This window comes from Planomicrobium stackebrandtii, assembly GCF_030814955.1.
GTDB lineage: Bacteria > Bacillota > Bacilli > Bacillales_A > Planococcaceae > Planococcus > Planococcus stackebrandtii.
In genome coordinates this window covers 135,301-151,980 of sequence record NZ_JAUSWB010000008.1, presented here as the reverse complement: position 1 = coordinate 151,980, position 16,680 = coordinate 135,301, and the positions used below count along the sequence as shown (strand labels likewise).

The following is a 16,680-nucleotide window of genomic DNA, read 5'->3' as shown; positions in this document are numbered from 1 at the left end:
CCCTTCAATTATGCTTGTCCTACAGTCTCGTCTTCAATGCCAAGTTCCACTTTGATCCAGTCATAGCCTTCAGATTCAAGTTTGTGGGAAAGTTCTTCTCCACCTGATTTTACGACGCGTCCCTGCATCATTACATGGACATGGTCCGGCGTAATATAGTTCAGCAAACGCTGGTAATGAGTAATAATCAGGCAGCCGAAGTTTTCGCTTCTCATTTGGTTGATGCCTTCTGAAACAACTTTCAATGCATCGATATCCAATCCGGAGTCAATTTCATCAAGGATGGCGATTTTCGGTTGGATCATCATCAACTGAAGGATTTCGTTGCGTTTCTTTTCTCCGCCTGAAAAACCTTCGTTCAAGTAACGCTGTGCCATTTCTTGCTCCATATCAAGCACTTCCATCTTTTTATCCAATTCGCGGATAAATTTCATCAAAGAAATCTCATCGCCTTCTTCGCGGCGTGCATTCATTGCAGAACGCATAAAGTCAGCATTGGTTACACCAGAAATTTCGCTTGGGTATTGCATACCAAGGAAAAGGCCAGCACGTGCGCGTTCGTCAACTTCCATTTCCAGAACGTCTTCGCCGTCCAAAGTAATAGAGCCTTGAGTGACTTCATATTTAGGATGGCCCATGATAGCTGAAGCTAAAGTAGATTTCCCAGTACCGTTAGGCCCCATGATTGCATGTATTTCACCTGTATTAATTGTTAAGTCTACACCCTTTAAAATCTCTTTGTCTTCGATTTTAACGTGTAAATCTTTAATGACCAAAGTTGACATGTAAATACCTCCATAAAGTTAATGTTGAATGGCAAACCATTCTTAATTAGTATCATTCTAATCTTAACCGATATCCATCCTACTGGCAAATCATTAAACTGTCTTTAAAGCTGCAGCAAATCATTTTAAAATACTGCATTTCTCAGTTGTTTTCAAAACTGCGGCATGATAACTGTCATGGTTTTATATTTTCAATAAATGATCTCTAATTGAGAAACTGTATCAATAAAAAACCAGCATCCGTGGATGCTGGTTTGCTTTTATATGTTAGTCTCGATGAATCTGCCGTTCGATTTGGCTGGCTACTTTTTGGCCTAGCTGATAATCCTGTTCACGGCGCTGTTCGACTTCAAGTATTTTGTCAGGGTCATTTTGATACTCGTCAATTCCGAAACCATGTGCGTTTCTGAATGCCTGTTCCATTTTCTCCGTCTTTTCAATTCCGTTCGATTCGATATTGAACCATTCCTTTCAATCTGTGGGTTTTTGAAGTTTACTTCACTATTATACCCCACGTAATATCAAATAAACATATAAATTGTCTAATTAGTCTGAAAATAGAACTATCGTCTTATACTTCTTTTCTACATATCTTGGCTCTAATTTACTTTGGATACTAGGCTCTTGCCGATATTCTGCTAGCTGACTCCGCACATATGATTTTCAAATTTTGCTCATTTTGAACCATTTAAAAACTAATTCGTTAAATCACCATAAGAACAATCAAAAACCCCTGACAATTGCTTGTCAGGGGTTCGCTTTATTTATTGTGATACTTCATTGTAAATACTCGATTCAGCCAAATCTTGCTCTACAAGCAATTCGTTCAACATTGCATCTGCTTCTCCGAATTTTTCGATAGCTGCTTCAAATGATGCATCTTTCGTCAATTCTTCAGCTTTCATTTCATAGGATTCCTGCATTGCAGCAAATGCTGACTCAATCGTTTCCTGCTGTTCTTCCAATGGTGCTGGAATTTCTATTGAATCAATAGCGCCTGCTGATTCTTCAGCAGAAGCAATTGCTGCATCTTTCATCGCCTGCAGTTCATCGCCTTCTGGCAATGTATCTTCTGCCTGGTTCATCTCGAATGCATTCAAGTCACCATCAACTGCATTGATCGTATTCGGTATTGACATATAAAACTTCATCAATTCCTGTTTAACTTCTTTGCTGTCATCCGAACCTTCGGAACCTGCAGTTGCTTCCGCCGGCTCCGCTGCTTCTTCTTCTCCGCAGGCAGTCAATAAAAATGCCGCTGATAAACCAATCGCCCATAATTTCTTCATGATGTTTCCCCCTATTGTGTAATATCTTCGCTATAATAGCACAGAAATTACCAATAGAATAGACCTTTTGAAATAGCCATAATTGGTCGAATCGTCCAATTATTCCAAACTTTTGCGGCCATTGGTGAAACGGTCGACAATATGCGCTAAAGCACCATCTCCGGTTACGTTTGCGGCAGTACCAAAGCTGTCCTGTGCCATATAAAGAGCAATCATCAAGGCAACCATCGTGGCATCAAATCCAAGCATGACTTCCAGCAACCCGATAGCTGCCATAACGGCGCCGCCCGGAACTCCTGGTGCTGCAATCATCGTCACCCCCAACATTAAGATGAAGGGGAAGAAACTGCCGAATGTCGGTACTCCGCCTGTCAGCAACATAACACCAATGGCACATGAGACTAGCGTAATTGTACTGCCGGATAAATGGATTGTCGCAAACAATGGAACTGTGAAGTCTGCTACCCGCTCATTGGCCCCGGATTTGCGCGCTTGGCGCAATGTGACCGGGATAGTTGCTGCAGAAGATTGAGTCCCAAGTGCCGTGAAATAAGCCGGCATCATAGTTTTCAGGATTGCCAAAGGATTTTTCCCTTTCAAAACCCCAGCTGCTGAGTATTGCAGCAACAGCATGGTCCAGTGAAGAATGATGATGATCACAAATACGATAGCAAATAATGATAAAATCTCAAACACTGCTCCGCCATAAGCCATATTGGCAAAAATACCAAAGATGTGGAATGGCAGAAGAGGAATGATGACGTAGGAAATTGTTTTTTCGATAATCGCCTGGAACTCATCAAAGAATGAAGCCATCGTTTTGCTCCCTGTCGATGCCATCCCAATACCCAGCAGGAAAGCCAAAATCAATGCAGACATTACGCCAAAAACAGGCGGCATATCTAGCGCGATAAAAGTCGCTGCCAAAGCATTTTCCGGATCTTCCATACTGCTTAAAGAGCCTTCAGTCATGACATTAGGCAGTACCGCCATTGCAACGAAGAAAGCTAACGTCCCTGCGGCAATGGTAGACGCATAAGCGACTCCAGTTGCCATTCCCAGCAGCTTGCCAGATCCTTTTCCTAATTTCGCAATTCCTGGAGCAATAAATCCGAGAATGATCAACGGTACGACAAAGTTTAAGAAGTTACCAAAAAGCGTGGTAAATGTTGCAAATACCCGCACCAAACCTTCTGGTGCAATCAATCCAATTAGCACCCCTAAAATAATTGCCACAATAATACGCGGCAGCAAACCAAAACTGAATTTCATGAACATGTCCCCCTCATATGAACAAATGCTTGTTTTATATTATTCAAAAGTAGCACAGACCCTCTTAGAATGTAAGGTATACAAGAAAACGCGAAATATTTTTATTATTTGAACAAAATAAAAAAGCATCCACGAGGGATGCTTTTATCATATTGGATTATTCAACTGGTACGACAGAGCCGCCCCATTCTTCCAGGATAAAGTCTTTGATTTCCTGAGATTTCAATACTTCTACTAATGCAGTGATGTTTTCGTTTTCTTCATCACCTGCACGCACAGTAATAATATTTACATATGGCGAATCAGAAGATTCTATTGCAATTGAATCTTCTAGAGGGCTGATGCCAGCATCAATTGCATAGTTGGAGTTGATCAAGACTGCATCTCCTTCACCCGATTCATACAATTGAACAAGTAAAGCTGCTTCATAGTCTGGCTCAAGCTGTAAATTTTTCGGATTTTCAACAATATCACTCACTTCAGCCGATGTTTTATCTACACCTTCTGCCAATGTGATTAAGCCTTCTACCTCAAGCAGCGATAAAATACGACCCTGCTCCGATACCGAGTTGCTCATCAAAATGGTTGCATCTTGTGGTAGTTCATCAAGAGAAGCATATTTTTGTGAATAAACACCGATTGGTTCAATATGAATCCCTCCAGCATTTTCAAACTCATAACCATTATCAGCTATTTGAGTCTCTAAGTATGGCACCGTTTGGAAATAGTTGGCATCAATTTCACCAGACTCTAAATCTTTATTTGGCAGGATATAATCCTGATACGTTTCGATTTCTAAGTCAATTCCTTGTTCTTCAAGCATAGGCTTCGCTTTTTCTAAAATTTCAGCGTGAGGCACGTTAGAAGCTCCTACGCGTAATGTTGCAGATTCTTCTTCGCTCGCTCCACCGTTTCCGCATCCTGCTAGTACTAATGCTGTTAACGCTGTTCCTACTACAAATTTCTTCATCTTAATCTCTCCCTTTAGTGTGTTATTTATAGAACGGAAAATCCGTTTTTACCGTTTGTCAGCTTTAATTGTGACTAAATCACCAATATATTGAATGATAAAGACAATAATTAAAATTAAGATTGTTGCCATCAATGTGACGTCTTCACGACTTCGTTGGAAGCCATCTAGGAAAGCAAGTGTACCAAGACCACCTGCGCCGATAATTCCTGCCATGGCTGTATAGCCAACTAATGCGATAGCCGTAACTGTAATACCAGAGATTAACGCGGGTTTCGATTCTGGTAATAATACTTTCCAAATAATTGTGCCAGTTGTCGCGCCCATTGACCGAGCTGCTTCAATGACGCCTTTATCGATTTCTTTTAACGCGATCAAGACCATTCGCGCATAAAATGGAGCTGAACCAATTATCAATGCCGGTAAAGCTGCATTAGGTCCACGAATTGTTCCCATAAGTAATAATGTTAATGGGATTAATAGAATGATTAAAATGATAAATGGAATCGAGCGGAATATGTTGACGAATGCGCCAGTTAACCAATTGACCACTTTGTTTGCCCATAATTGCTTAGGCGCTGTCAAAAACAACAGAATCCCAAGTGCTAACCCAATAATAAATGTAAATAAAGTCGATATCGTCGTCATGTAAAGTGTTTCAAGAGTGGCTTCCCACATGCTGTCCCAGTCTACGTTCGGGAATAATGATTCAATCATTGTGCATCACCTCCGCTTGGACATCTTCTAAACGAAGGAATGCCAGTGCTTCTTCAATTTCTGCTGCTGAGCCTTTTAACTGCAAAATCAGCGTGCCGTAAGCTCCTCGCTGCGTGTGCGAGATATTGCCTTGGACAATGTTAACTTCGACAGAATGGCTGCGTATCAATTTTGTCAGGATTGGCTGCTCGGTTTGATCGCCGACAAAAACCAATTTTACCAGTTCACCTGTCGGATACAATTCCCGCAGATGTTTGATGGTTTCCTGTGAATCACCGGAATCGGTCACTTGTGCTACAAAACGCTTAGTGATTTCTTCTTTCGGTGATTGGAAAACATTCAAGACGTCGCCGAGTTCAACAACCCGGCCGCCTTCCATGACTGCCACACGGTGGCAAATTTTTCGGATGACATGCATTTCATGCGTAATCAGTACAATTGTCAATCCCAAACGCTTGTTGATATCCACCAGCAAATCCAGGATGGCATCAGTAGTTTCCGGGTCGAGTGCAGACGTTGCTTCGTCACATAACAGGACTTCCGGATCGTTTGCCAATGCACGGGCGATGCCAACGCGCTGTTTTTGCCCCCCTGAAAGTTCCGAAGGATAAGCATTTTCACGGCCAGTCAAGCCGACCAGCTCGATCAGCTCCTGAACCCGTTTGCCCCGCTGTGCTTTTGACACTCCGGCGATCTCCAGTGGAAACTCAATGTTTTCTTTTACTGTACGGGACCACAGCAAGTTGAAATGCTGAAAAATCATGCTGACCTTTTGGCGGGCCTTGCGCAATTCTCCGCCTTTGATCGCTGTAATGGTCTGTCCGTTAATTTCCACTGTGCCTGAAGTTGGTTTTTCCAGACCGTTCAACAACCGGATCAACGTACTTTTACCAGCACCACTGTATCCGATAATGCCGAATATCTCACCGTCAGAAATGGATAAATCGACTCCGTCAACAGCTGTAAGAACTGCCTTACCCGTATCGAATTTTTTCGTTACTTTTTTTAACTCAATCATTTCTTGAACACCCCTACATCCTAAAAATAAAAAACCCTTCCGCGCAGAACTGAGCAGAAGGGCAAACGTATATTATACGGAAACCAATCTCTCATCTTCCAAAGCTTTCGCTTCGTGTGATTTGGCACCATTTCATTTTCATGACGGTTGCCGGGCTTCATAGGGCACTTCCCTCCACCACTCTTAATAAGAGTTTTGATATGAAATTTTTTATCAGAATCTCAATTTACCATGACGTGCTAAATTCGTCAACAGATTTCAACTTGTCATATAAATTTGGGACCGATTGGAAAGCATAAATTTTTTCCTTGATTTTGCCATCTTCTGTAATCAGCAGGCACGGCACACTTTCTACTTGGTATAAGCCCGCGATTTCCTGAACATAATTTAAGTTTGCTTTGCCTATCTGCAGATCAGGCAACAATTCGGTAACCACAGTCAGCATCTTTGAAGCTACTTGGCAAGTTCCGCACATCGGCGTATATAAATAAAACGCGGTGATGTGATTGGTATTTTTTTCTTTGATCCATTCTTTATGTGTCCATTCCTTCATCTTCTTCATCCCTCTATCAATAGCTTATTGACCTGGACATTCGCTGCGATGAGCACATCCATCAAGATACGGAGTGGCGTTGCAGCAACTTCCTTGTAGCTCCGGTTGACATAAAAATGGCGGGCTTCCGGAAATTCACGTTTAACCAGCTTCCGCAATTTTTCTCCTGAGGAGTCTGCGTCTACTAGTATAATGATGTCCTGGCCTTCATACGGCAACAGTAATTCTTCCAGTCTCGATGCACTTACTGTACCATTTGTGCAAAGAATCGTCACGGGTTCTGCAATGAGCGGTGCAATCCTCGACTTATCGCTGATTCCCTCGACCACGATCACCTTTCCCATAAACACTCACCCCATCGAATATAGAATAAGAAAAGTCCTGTTATTCAACTATACTAATTTAGGCTGAACTTTCAAGAAAAGCAGCTTGATACCGAATAGCTGGTTATCATTCTTTTGAGTACACCCGCAGATTCGTTTGTCATCTTAAAAATAACAATGATTTCAGCTTTCGTCTATTTTCTCATCTTATTGGAAGCATCAGGAGAAACTTGAACAAAAAAAAGCGCCAAAAAATCGGCGCTTTCCGGGACTACTCATTGATCATTTCTTTGTATTGGTCTGCAGTCATCAATTCGTTGACTTCTTCTTCTGAAGGGGCTTCGATAACCACCATCCAAGCCTGTTCGTAAGGTGACTCATTGACGAATTCCGGGCTGTCTTCAAGCTCAGAGTTTACCTCAACCACTTTGCCGCTAATAGGCGCATATAATTCCGAAACCGTTTTAACGGATTCAACGCTGCCGAAAGGCTGGTCTTTTTTCAATTCGTCGCCGACTTGCGGAAGCTCGACAAAAACGATATCTCCCAATTCAGCCTGTGCAAAATGGGTGATTCCGATACGTGCATTGCCGTCTTCGATTTTGACCCATTCATGTTCTTTTGAATAACGAAGTTCTGCTGGTGTACTCATCTTGACCCCTCCAAATTATGTAGTCTATTCAATTTCAGTTTGACATAAACAGCTGTGAAACACAAGATGACGCGATGTCTCTACAACCAGGTATTTTGATATTCCGCTTCTTTAAAACCAAGTGTCACCCGTTTGCCGTCCCATGCGAGCGGCCGTTTGATTAGCATACCATCTGAAGCCAGAAGCTCCAATTGCTGCTGTTCGGTCATGTTTGACAACTTGTCTTTCAGGCTTAGCGAGCGATAGACCAAACCGCTCGTATTAAAAAACTTTTTCAATTCCAAACCGCTTGCCTGATAGATCTCAGTCAACTGTTCTTTTGTTGGCGGACTTTCTGCAATGTGGACTTCGTTGTATTCCACATTATTCTGTTCCAGCCAGCTTTTCGCTTTGCGGCAAGTCGTGCATTTTGGATATGCGTAATACGTAATCAATTTAGAACCCCCTTTTTTTCAAGCTTACCAAAAAGAACGCGGGGGGTCGACGAATAAAAAAACAGGGGCTGTCCCAAAAGGGGCTGACGTCCATTCCAGCGGACGCTTTCCGCGGGCTTGCGCCGAACTAACTTGGGCTAAACGCCCGAGTGGATTTCGGCACTGCGCTACCCCGCAGGAGTCGCCGCTTCCATTCCCGTCAGCTCATTTAAAAACCGGCAAAGAAAAGAATTGCTTTTCTTTGCCGGTTTTATATTTTGTAGTTATGAGACAGCCCCTGTTTTTATACTCTATTAAACGACGTATTTCTCGACGTCGATCAGTTTGACAGCCGCTTCGCGTTTTTTCGCAATGACGTTGTAAGGCGTTGAACGAGTCAATTTGCGCAATGCTGAAAGCATCATTCGCTGGTTGTCTCCTTCGATCGCCGCGATCAATGTTTCTTTAGCATCCTTCTCTATCTGATCAAATGCTTCCTGGCAGTAAATCTGAGTGTAGAGAAGTTTCTGCTTGGCTTTTTCTTCACCTGATGCAGCAATCGCCTTTTCTGTACGCAAGACTACTGATTCCATCGCAAAGACGTTGCTGACGATGTCTGCGATGTTAACAAGCACTTCCTGCTCCGCTTCCAATTTCGTACCGTAAGTCTGAGCCGCAAGCCCGGCTGCAAGCAATGCAATTTTCTTGGCATTTTTCACCAGGTATTTTTCCTGAGCCAATGCTTCTGTACCTACTTCTTCCGGCATCATCATCAACAGCTCTTCTTGAAGCTGCTGCGCATGCTGCAACAACGGCAGTTCGCCTTTCATTGCTTTACGCAATAGAGTTCCCGGAACAAGCAGGCGGTTGATTTCATTGGTTCCTTCAAAAATACGGTTGATGCGTGAATCGCGGTAAATGCGCTCGATTTCGTATTCCTGCATAAAGCCATAGCCCCCGTGCAATTGGACGCCTTCGTCCACGATATAATCCAATGTTTCTGTACCGAAGAATTTATTGAGTGAACATTCCACTGCGAATTCAGCAATCGAGTCAGCAACCAACTTGCCGTCTGCATGCTGCTCATCCGTAAATCCGCTCATGCGGTCTTCGAACAACCCAACTGTGCGGTAAACCGAACTTTCAACGGCATATAGTTTAGAAGCCATTGTCGCCAATTTCTCGCGCGTCAAGTTGAATGAAGAAATCGGCGTCTTGAACTGCTGGCGCTGATTTGTATAAGGAATCGTCAATTCCATGGCGCGCTTGGAAGCACCAATTGTGCCGACTCCCAATTTGTAGCGGCCGATGTTCAGGATGTTAAACGCAATAATATGGCCGCGACCTGCTTCGCCCAACAGGTTTTCCACAGGAACTTCAGCGTCCTGCAAGACCAATGTCCGTGTAGAAGAAGATTTAATGCCCATTTTCTTTTCTTCCGGCCCAACAGATACGCCAGGGAATTCGCGTTCTACGATAAAGGCCGAGAATTTGTCACCGTCAATTTTTGCATAAACCACGAAGACATCCGCAAATCCGGCATTAGTAATCCATTGCTTCTCGCCGTTCAAGACGTAATGCGTTCCTGCTTCGTTCAGTTTGGCTACTGTTTTCGCACCAAGTGCATCCGATCCTGAGCTCGGCTCCGTCAATGCGTATGCTGCAATCATCTCGCCTGTCGCCAAGCGCGGCAGATAGCTTTGTTTTTGTTCTTCATTGCCGAAAAGGACGATTGGCAATGAACCGATGCCAACATGTGCGCCGTGAGTGATCGAGAAGCCGCCTGCTTTAGACATTTTTTCAGCAATCAATGCAGAAGCGATTTTATCCAACCCTAAGCCGCCGTATTGTTCCGGAACGTCTGCGCCCAAAAGGCCAAGTTCTCCAGCTGTTTTCAACAAACGGACCGAATGCTCAAACTCATGGTTTTCCAAGTTTTCAACGACCGGCATCACTTCTGTATTGACGTAATCCTCCGTCGTCTTGGCAATCATTTTTTGCTCTTCCGTGAAATCTTCCGGTGTGAACACACGTGACAGATCCGCATCTTCGATTAAGAAACTGCCGCCTTTGATCAATGTTTTTGATTGTTCCATTTTGTATTCCTCCTATTTTGTAATTGCTTATATGAATATGCTTTAAGTTGCGCTAAAGAATTATCATTTTTAATCCGCTTCGGTCGCTTTGGGCATGGCTCCCGCAAAAAGCCAGGTAAAGTACACCTGTCTTCTTGCTTCGCCTAGCCCTTGGACGCGCCGGCGCTAGTAGTCACATCTCTAAATAAAATCCTCTAATTCTTCACTCTCTAATAGAGTGCAGTTCGAAACTAAGAAGAATGAGCGGAAGGCGGCGACTCCTGGGGGATCAGCGCTAGCTGCATGACCCGCATCCTGCGGGCCCGAAAGCGTCCGCCTGAAGCGATTTCTTCAGACCTACTCTACTCTTTAGTTCTTGAAATCTATTTCTACAGCATTTCAAAGACGCCTGCTGCGCCCATTCCGCCACCGATGCACATGGTGACGACGCCAAACTGTTTGCCTTGGCGTTTTAATTCGCTCATCATGCGAATTGTCAGGATTGAGCCGGTCGCACCCAGCGGATGGCCAAGTGCAATGGCTCCTCCGTTGAAGTTGACTTTGTCGATATCCAAACCAAGCGTGCGGATGACACCAAGCGATTGGGATGCGAACGCTTCGTTCAATTCCCAGACGTCAATGTCGTCGATTGTTAATCCAGCCAATTTCAAAGCTTTTGGAATTGCGACAACAGGACCGATTCCCATGACTTCCGGAGGTACGCCGCCTGTTGCGAATGAACGGAATTTAGCGATGGGCTTTAACCCAAGTGCTTCTGCTTTTTCACGGTCCATCACGAGCAAAGCACCAGCGCCATCAGAAGTTTGTGAAGAGTTTCCGGCGGTAACTGATCCGCGTGCCGAGAAGGCAGAGCGCAATTTGTTCAAGGTTTGAATGCTGGTGCCGTGGCGTACGCCTTCATCCATTTCGAACATAAAGGATTTCTCCTGGTATTTGTTGTTTTCATCGACGTATCGTTTTGTCACTTCGACCGGAACTACTTCTTCATTGAAGTGGCCGGCTGCAATGGCCGCTGCCGCTTTTTCATGCGAGCGGACTGAAAATGCATCCTGGTCTTCACGGCTGATGCCGTATTGGGTCGCCACTTGTTCTGCCGTATGGCCCATGCTCATATAGTATTGTGGTGCCGTTTCAGCTAATTTTGCATTGGGGCGGATGACGTTGCCCATCATCGGCACCATGCTCATCGACTCCACACCGCCTGCAATAATTGCTTCCGCTGAACCGACCATGATGCGCTCAGCTGCGTAGGCGATTGACTGCAAACCTGACGAGCAAAAACGGTTGACGGTTACGGCAGAAACCGTATCCGGCAATCCTGCAAGTGCTCCGATATTGCGGGCGATGTTCATGCCCTGCTCTGCTTCCGGCATGGCACAGCCCATGATCAAATCATCAATTGGCCCATCGTATCCGCCTGCCCGCTGTAGCGTTTCTCTGACAACCAACGCCCCGAAATCATCCGGACGAACAGTTGCCAAAGAACCTCTTCCCGCTTTTCCGACCGGTGTTCGAGCACTGGCCACGATTACTGCTTCACGCATGTAAATTTCCTCCTTTTATCATCAACGATTAATTGCGTAACGGTTTTCCTTTGACCAGCATATGCTGCATGCGCTGCTGGGTTTTCGGTTCAGCCACTAGGCTTAAAAATGCTTGGCGTTCAAGGTCAAGCAAGTACTGCTCATCCACTTTTGTGCCATATGGAACTTTTCCGCCTGACAGGACAAACGCCAGTTTTTTAGCGATTTTCAAGTCGTATTCACTGATATAGCCAGAAATGAACATGCCTTCTGCACCCAATAACAGGGTCGCGTAGCCAGGTTCGCCGGTGACTGGCACTTTTTCACGCAAAGGCGCTTGGTAGCCATTTTCATAGAGCGACAGAGCCGCTTGTTTTGCATCATAAATCAAGTGATCGCTGTTAACGCTGATGCCATCTACGAAGTTGAGGAAGTTGGTTTCACGTGCTTCTTCTGCTGAAGTCGAGACTTTGGCCATCGCAATCGATTCGAAGACTTTGCTGGCAATGTTCTGGTAGTCCACGGTCACGCCGTGCGGCAAGCCTTTCAGCTGCTTCATATAAAGTTCTTTGTTTCCGCCGCCGCCGGGAATCAGCCCAACGCCCGCTTCCACTAATCCCATGTAGGTTTCCATTGAAGCCTGGATGTGCGCAGCCGGCAATGCCACTTCTGCTCCGCCTCCAAGCGACATGCCAAACGGCGCCGCTACAACTGGTTTATTGCTGTATTTGATCTTCATCATGGCATTTTGGAAGGTTTTAATTGTAAAATCCAGTTCAAAAATATTGTCGTCTTGTGCTTCCATCAGGATCATGCCGAGGTTTGCACCCACGCAGAAGTTTTTGCCCTGGTTCCCGATAACAAGCCCTTTGAAGTTTTTCTCTACTTCGTCCACTGCAAAATTGATCATTTGCATAATGTCCATGCCGATGGCGTTTGAGCGGGAATGGAATTCCAGCAAGGCAATTCCGTCGCCAAGATCAATCAGGCTTGCACCTGAATTCGATTTGATGACGCCATGTTTTTTCTTATAGCGCTTCAAGTCGATGACTTTTTCATTGACCGGGACGGGCTGGTAGCTCGTACCGTCAAAGAAATGCAAATCACCATTTTCTTCTTTATAGAAGGTTTCGTTTCCGCTGTCGATCAAAGCCTGCACAAATGCCGGAACCGGATGCCCCTCCTGCTTCATCATCTCTACTGACTTTTTGACGCCGATTGCGTCCCACGTTTCAAACGGCCCTTGTTCCCAGCCAAAGCCCCATTTCATGGCATTGTCGATAGCCACGATGTCGTCTGCAATTTCTCCAGTCAGTTCGGCCGAATAGCGCAATGTTGGAGCGAGTATGCTCCAAAGCAGCTCCCCCGTCCGGTCTTCTGCATAGACAAGCGTTTTCATTTTAGCTGCCAGGCCTTTTTGCTGCTTGGCCATTTCCTGTGAAGGCGTTTTCAATTTACCAGCTGCGCGGTACTCCAAGGTTTCTGGATCCAGCTCTAAAATCTCTTTATCTTTTTTCAAGAAGAATCCTTGTCCTGATTTCGCTCCGAGCCAACCATTTTGAACCATCGTGGCCATGAATTCCGGTGCTTTAAACACTTGCTGTTCCTCACCCGAAGTTTGGTCATAGACATTTTTTGCTACGTGCATAAACGTATCGAGCCCAACAACATCCAAAGTTCGGAAAGTTGCAGATTTTGGACGGCCGATCAGTGGCCCTGTTGCCGAGTCCACTTCGCCGATTGAATAGCCGCGCGCCATCATTTCACGCAAGGTCACCAATAATCCATATGTGCCGATCCGGTTAGCGATAAAGTTTGGTGTATCTTTGGCGATAACGACGCCTTTGCCTAAACGGTCTTCTCCGAATGCTGTCATAAACTCTACCACTTCCGGGGCAGTAGTATTCGCAGGAATCACTTCCAGCAGTTTCAAATAACGAGGTGGATTGAAAAAGTGGGTTCCCAGGAAATGCTTGCTGAAATCTTCTGAGCGCCCTTCTACCATTGCGTTAATGCTGATGCCTGATGTATTGGAAGAAACAATGGTGCCGTCTTTTCTGACGCCATCGATTTTTTCATATAAGGATTTTTTTACGTCAAGATTTTCCACAATGACTTCAATGATCCAGTCGACATCTTTTAGATTGTTCAAGTCGTCTTCCAGATTGCCTGGTGTGATCAATTGAAGATTCTTTTTCGCTGTTAGTGGAGCCGGCTTCTGCTTAAGCAGTTTCTGGATAGAACCAGCTGCAATCCGATTGCGCACTGCTTTGTCTTCAAGAGTTGCGCCTTTTGCCTGTTCTTCCTTAGTCAATTCACGCGGGACAATATCAAGCAATAGTACAGGTATTCCAATATTTGCAAGGTGCGCTGCAATTCCCGAACCCATAACACCCGAACCGAGTACAGCCGCTTTTCTAATTTGGTAAGCCACTAGCAAACCCTCCTTGAATTTTTGAATGAATACTCATTCATTTTTTAATTAAAAAAAATAGAACGTTCTCTATGTCCTTAGTGTAAGTTATATTTTCTTTTTTCGCAATATTTAATCGTTAAAAATTCCCTTAAATTTTCAGGAACAAATTCTTTGCGATTTAGCCAAAGCACGGTAAACTGAAAGAGAACCTATAAGGAGGCAATACAAATGAAATCAATCGTTACAAACGAACAATTCACTGAAGTTATAAATGGTACACAACCGGTAATCGTGAAATTCCAAGCTGGCTGGTGCCCAGATTGTACGCGCATGGATATGTTCATCGACCCGATCATCGAAGAATTCAGCCAATATCAATGGGTTGATGTCAACCGCGACGAGCTGCCAGACCTTGCTGAAAAATATGACGTTATGGGCATACCGAGCCTGCTAATCTTTAAAGACGGCGAAAAAACAGCTCATCTTCACAGTGCCAACGCTAAATCACCCGAATCAGTAACTGAGTTTTTGAACGACCAAAACGAGTAGGCGCCCGCCTGCTCCTTTTTTTCGCTCCAAATAAATTGAGTTGTTCCGGGATGGCCAATGATATTAGGCTGCCCGCCTCATCTATCCGAAGGGATAGCTAGGTCTACTCAATTTGCACTTCCCTATTACTAACTACTCCGGAGGTATATAAATGGATTCACAGCAAGAAATAAAAGAGTTAAAAGAGCAAGTAGTATATTACGAAAAACTGATTAAGAATATGTCAGCCCCTATCATCCCATCAATTGTTCCAAGAACCATTCTAGTGCCAATCGCCGGTTTTATTTTTCAGGACCGTTTTGATATGATCCGCAGCAAGGTTTTAAAGTATGCGGAAAAGCACCGGGATACAGAACGCGTTGTCTTCGACTTTACGGGTGTGACGACGGACGATATCGCCGAATTTGACTATAACGGATTGGCCAGTGAATTAAGCCAACTAAATTCCGCTTTGGGCTTGATGGGACTGCGTGCAATTTATGCAGGCTTTAACCCGCTCTTTGTACGTGAGATCGTCCATGCCGGAATTCAGGTGGAGCTGGAAGTATATACGACTTTCCGAATTGCTTTGCAGCAACTGCTTACTGAAAATGATCAATTGCTGTCCAAACGTTAAGGCTGTTTACATTCAGGAGGTGGCTGCAATGAAGAAACTGATTGCTTTTCAAGGACTGTCCCAGCACGATGAAGCTATCCTCAAAAAATACCGATCTTCTGCCTGTGGACCTGTTACTGCGGCGTCCATTCTCCAGTTTCACGAAGGGCTGGAAATCGGCACCGATCAGCTGTACCGGCTGCTTGGCGCGACACCAATCGGCTTGTTTACCTGGAGGCTGCTCAGGAACTTCCACAAAATTGCCGGACCACGCTATGAGGCAAAAAAAGTTCGGACCATCGAAGAAGTGAAGGAAGAATTATTAGCGGGTCGGCCGCTTGCCATGAAGTTCGACCGGTATTTCACCCTTCAATGGTTTTCGAAGCCGGCTTACAGCTACCATTGGGTGCCACTGATCGGCTTTAAGCAGGAAGATGGCGATTTGCTCCTCTATATTCATGACAACGGACAAAAAAACCGCCCCAGCAAAATGCGGACGGTTTCTTATTTGGAAAATCGTAAAGTGCTGACCTTTGTGAAGATTATGCCCAAGGATCGGCAGTGACGCCAACATCTTTCTCCAGTTGTTTGGCAAGCAGCAGCAATTGCTGGTCACGGCACAATTGAATATGATCTTGGGTGTAGGAAGAAACCGCCAGTTTCTCCAAAGGCACCTCCAACTGGATGTCACATTTGATGACAGCCAGTTTTTTTGATAGCAGCAGCATTTCTTTATGCTCATCAATTTTCTTTTTCTGCGCGGGTTTTAACTCATCTAGGGCGTCGAGGACACCGTCAGTTGAACCGTAGTTTTGAATGAGCTGCAGCGCGGTCTTCGGCCCTATCCCTTTGACTCCCGGATAGCCATCACTTGGATCGCCCATGAATGCTTTGACATCCGCGAATTGTGCAGGCTGTATGCCATATTCTTCAACGAACCGCGCTTCTGTGTAAACATCGTAAACATGAAATCCTTTTTTCATGAATGCAATATTGACCGAAGGCGTCAGCAGCTGAAGCATATCCTTATCACCGGTAATAATCGTGAAATCCACCTGGTCCTGCCATTGCTTGGTGAAAGAGCCGATAAAATCATCCGCTTCAATCCCAGCTTCGCCGTAATTTTTCCAGCCAAGCTGCTCGGAAACCAATTGGGCCAGATCAAACTGGTGCACCATGTCTTCTGGAGGTGCCGGACGGTTTGCTTTATAGCCGTCAAACAGGTCTGTTCGGAACGTCCGTGCTCCCATATCCCAGCAAACTGCCATGTGAGTCGGCTTCATCATTGTTTTAGCGGCCAGTACGTGTCTAGCAAATCCCTGTACGCCATTTGTTGCCAAACCTTCAGTCGTCCGGAAATATTGTCCGACAGCCGATGTTGCGAAAAATGACCGGAACAGCAGCGCCATTCCATCCACTAATAATACGTGCGGTTTTTCCATGCTCCAAATCCTCCATCCTGTTTTGCCTGACATCCATTATACCGCTTTTCCAATGAAAAAACCGCCG

The 16,680-nt window shown here is 44.9% G+C and carries 18 protein-coding genes and 1 riboswitch; of the genes, 3 read left to right on the top strand and 15 right to left on the bottom strand.

Going from position 1 to position 16,680, the window contains the following annotated elements:
* Positions 1-8: 8 nt before the first annotated feature.
* The 14 genes from sufC to QOZ98_RS15650 form a co-directional block, all read right to left on the bottom strand.
* Positions 9-791, bottom strand: coding sequence for a Fe-S cluster assembly ATPase SufC (sufC, locus tag QOZ98_RS15715; protein WP_185960089.1), 783 nt, complete (start codon positions 789-791; stop codon positions 9-11).
* Positions 792-1,052: 261 nt separating this feature from the next.
* A complete protein-coding gene (locus QOZ98_RS15710) occupies positions 1,053-1,208 on the bottom strand; it encodes a hypothetical protein (protein WP_185960086.1) in 156 nt (51 codons plus the stop codon).
* Between the two features lie 341 nt (positions 1,209-1,549).
* Positions 1,550-2,074 carry a hypothetical protein gene (locus QOZ98_RS15705; protein WP_308788301.1) on the bottom strand — a complete coding sequence of 175 codons (525 nt, stop codon included), beginning with the start codon at positions 2,072-2,074 and terminating at the stop codon, positions 1,550-1,552.
* A 99-nt stretch (positions 2,075-2,173) separates the two neighbouring features.
* The gene (locus QOZ98_RS15700) at positions 2,174-3,346 is read right to left on the bottom strand and encodes a dicarboxylate/amino acid:cation symporter (RefSeq protein WP_308788300.1); all 1,173 of its coding nucleotides are present in this window, start codon (positions 3,344-3,346) and stop codon (positions 2,174-2,176) included.
* 157 nt (positions 3,347-3,503) lie between these two features.
* Positions 3,504-4,316, bottom strand: a complete 813-nt coding sequence (locus QOZ98_RS15695) for a MetQ/NlpA family ABC transporter substrate-binding protein (RefSeq protein ID WP_308788299.1) — start codon at positions 4,314-4,316, stop codon at positions 3,504-3,506.
* A gap of 48 nt (positions 4,317-4,364) precedes the next feature.
* Positions 4,365-5,033 carry a methionine ABC transporter permease gene (locus tag QOZ98_RS15690; RefSeq protein WP_308788298.1) on the bottom strand — a complete coding sequence of 223 codons (669 nt, stop codon included), beginning with the start codon at positions 5,031-5,033 and terminating at the stop codon, positions 4,365-4,367.
* Positions 5,026-6,051: a methionine ABC transporter ATP-binding protein gene (locus QOZ98_RS15685; protein WP_308788297.1), complete on the bottom strand. Its 1,026-nt coding sequence runs from the start codon at positions 6,049-6,051 to the stop codon at positions 5,026-5,028. Before QOZ98_RS15685 ends, QOZ98_RS15690 begins: the two co-directional genes overlap by 8 nt.
* Positions 6,052-6,139: 88 nt before the next feature.
* A riboswitch (SAM riboswitch) is annotated at positions 6,140-6,244 on the bottom strand.
* A 33-nt stretch (positions 6,245-6,277) separates the two neighbouring features.
* Positions 6,278-6,604 carry a thioredoxin family protein gene (locus QOZ98_RS15680; protein ID WP_308788296.1) on the bottom strand — a complete coding sequence of 109 codons (327 nt, stop codon included), beginning with the start codon at positions 6,602-6,604 and terminating at the stop codon, positions 6,278-6,280.
* Between the two features lie 5 nt (positions 6,605-6,609).
* Positions 6,610-6,948, bottom strand: coding sequence for a toprim domain-containing protein (locus QOZ98_RS15675; protein ID WP_308788295.1), 339 nt, complete (start codon positions 6,946-6,948; stop codon positions 6,610-6,612).
* 250 nt (positions 6,949-7,198) lie between these two features.
* On the bottom strand, positions 7,199-7,579 hold the full coding sequence (gene gcvH / locus QOZ98_RS15670) for a glycine cleavage system protein GcvH (protein WP_142828915.1): 381 nt from the start codon (positions 7,577-7,579) through the stop codon (positions 7,199-7,201).
* Positions 7,580-7,659: 80 nt separating this feature from the next.
* A complete protein-coding gene (locus QOZ98_RS15665; protein ID WP_308788294.1) occupies positions 7,660-8,013 on the bottom strand; it encodes an arsenate reductase family protein in 354 nt (117 codons plus the stop codon).
* Positions 8,014-8,306: 293 nt separating this feature from the next.
* Positions 8,307-10,088, bottom strand: a complete 1,782-nt coding sequence (locus QOZ98_RS15660; protein WP_142828911.1) for an acyl-CoA dehydrogenase family protein — start codon at positions 10,086-10,088, stop codon at positions 8,307-8,309.
* A 368-nt stretch (positions 10,089-10,456) separates the two neighbouring features.
* A complete protein-coding gene (locus QOZ98_RS15655) occupies positions 10,457-11,632 on the bottom strand; it encodes an acetyl-CoA C-acetyltransferase (protein ID WP_308788293.1) in 1,176 nt (391 codons plus the stop codon).
* 28 nt (positions 11,633-11,660) lie between these two features.
* Positions 11,661-14,045, bottom strand: coding sequence for a 3-hydroxyacyl-CoA dehydrogenase/enoyl-CoA hydratase family protein (locus tag QOZ98_RS15650; RefSeq protein ID WP_308788292.1), 2,385 nt, complete (start codon positions 14,043-14,045; stop codon positions 11,661-11,663).
* Between the two features lie 210 nt (positions 14,046-14,255).
* Here QOZ98_RS15650 and QOZ98_RS15645 point away from each other — a divergent pair, with 210 nt between their 5' ends.
* The 3 genes from QOZ98_RS15645 (at position 14,256) to QOZ98_RS15635 (ending at position 15,736) form a co-directional block, all read left to right on the top strand.
* On the top strand, positions 14,256-14,576 hold the full coding sequence (locus QOZ98_RS15645) for a thioredoxin family protein (RefSeq protein ID WP_308788291.1): 321 nt from the start codon (positions 14,256-14,258) through the stop codon (positions 14,574-14,576).
* 151 nt (positions 14,577-14,727) lie between these two features.
* Entirely contained in the window at positions 14,728-15,192 is a 465-nt protein-coding gene (locus QOZ98_RS15640; protein ID WP_308788290.1) for an STAS domain-containing protein, read from the top strand.
* 28 nt (positions 15,193-15,220) lie between these two features.
* A complete protein-coding gene (locus QOZ98_RS15635) occupies positions 15,221-15,736 on the top strand; it encodes a cysteine peptidase family C39 domain-containing protein (RefSeq protein ID WP_308788289.1) in 516 nt (171 codons plus the stop codon).
* On the opposite strand, the gene QOZ98_RS15630 is transcribed toward QOZ98_RS15635, so the two are convergent.
* Positions 15,714-16,613 carry a 5'-3' exonuclease gene (locus QOZ98_RS15630; protein ID WP_308788288.1) on the bottom strand — a complete coding sequence of 300 codons (900 nt, stop codon included), beginning with the start codon at positions 16,611-16,613 and terminating at the stop codon, positions 15,714-15,716. The two genes, QOZ98_RS15635 and QOZ98_RS15630, sit on opposite strands and share 23 nt — an antisense overlap.
* Positions 16,614-16,680: the final 67 nt, after the last annotated feature.